Here is a 1282-nt window from a genome sequence, read left to right as displayed (position 1 = left end):
AAGGCCGCTGCTGTCGAATACGTTCGCGTCTGCTCCACCTACGGAGCCGGCTTCTTCTACATCCCGGGCACGGAAACCTGCCTGCGCGTCGGCGGCCGTGTCCGCGCCGAGTATCTCTACGCTGAGCCGATCATTCGCGCCCAGGATGCCATTGGCTTCCGCGCTCGTGGCCGCGTCCAGCTCGATGCTCGTACCGCCACCGCTTACGGCCTCCTGCGCACCTTCGTGCGTCTCGAGATCACCCGCAGCACCGGCGCCTACAACAACAGCACGGCTGTGAACCAGACCGAAGACGGCCCGACCGTGGGCTTCAGCGGCTTCGGCTCGATCGCCACGTCTCCGCAGGTTGCTCAGGCCTTCATCCAGTTCGGTGGTCTCACCGCTGGTCGCGCTCCCTCGTTCTTCGTGAACCAGGATCTGCCGACCGGTAACTGGAGCACGGTTTCGGGCTTCTACGACTTCCCCGACGTGAACCTGCTGGCTTACACCTTCTCGTTCGGCAACGGCTTCTCGGCCTCGCTGTCGCTCGAAGATCAGCTCGAGACCCGCAACTTCGCTACTCCGATCTTCGGCGCGGGCTTCTCTGCGGCCGGCGAGCGCTTCCCTGACGTTGTTGGTCAGCTGAAGTACGCGGGCACCTGGGGTTCGGCTTCGCTTTCTGCGGCTCTCACCCAGATCCGTAGCAACGTCGTCCTCGGAACCGGCCCGTTTGCTGGCACGATCCCTGACTCCGAGTTCGGCTGGGCCGTGTCCGGTCAGGTCGGCGTCAACCTTCCGATGCTGGCTGCTGGCGATGCCCTGTTCTTCGCTGCGACCTATGCTGACGGCGCTCTCGGCTACCTCGGCGTCGGCACGACCGGCCTTGGCAACACCACGATCGTTGGTAACTCCTTCGCTCCGGCTGTGAACGCCTTCATCAACCCGCTGAACGGCGACATCGAAACCGGCTCCGGCTGGGGCGTGTACGCTGGTCTGCGTCACTACTGGACCCCGCAGCTGCGTTCGAACATCTACGGCACCTACACCGCCATTGAGTACGACCGCACCGCTGCCCTCGTTGGTCTGAACGACTTCAACGTCTGGCAGATCGGCGGTAACCTGATCTGGTCGCCGGTGTCCGGCCTCGATATCGGTGTCGAGGTTCTCTACACCCAGCTCGACGCTCCGATCTTCGTCAGCCCTGTGACCGGCGCCGTGATCGGCAACGGTGGCGACGACGACATCTGGTCGGGCCGTCTCCGCATCCAGCGCGACTTCTAATCAGCTCGTCTGATTGGACAGG

General features: G+C 63.9%; 1 protein-coding gene. It reads left to right on the top strand.

Going from position 1 to position 1282, the window contains the following annotated elements:
• Positions 1 to 1260: porin (locus tag ILT44_RS30385; protein ID WP_204243333.1), on the top strand; the 1260-nt coding region annotated here is incomplete at its 5' end.
• Positions 1261 to 1282: the final 22 nt, after the last annotated feature.

Source organism: Microvirga arvi (assembly GCF_016892765.1).
GTDB classification, from domain to species: domain Bacteria; phylum Pseudomonadota; class Alphaproteobacteria; order Rhizobiales; family Beijerinckiaceae; genus Microvirga; species Microvirga arvi.
Note: the sequence above shows the minus strand (reverse complement) of the source record. Positions and strands in the feature narration are given on the sequence as shown.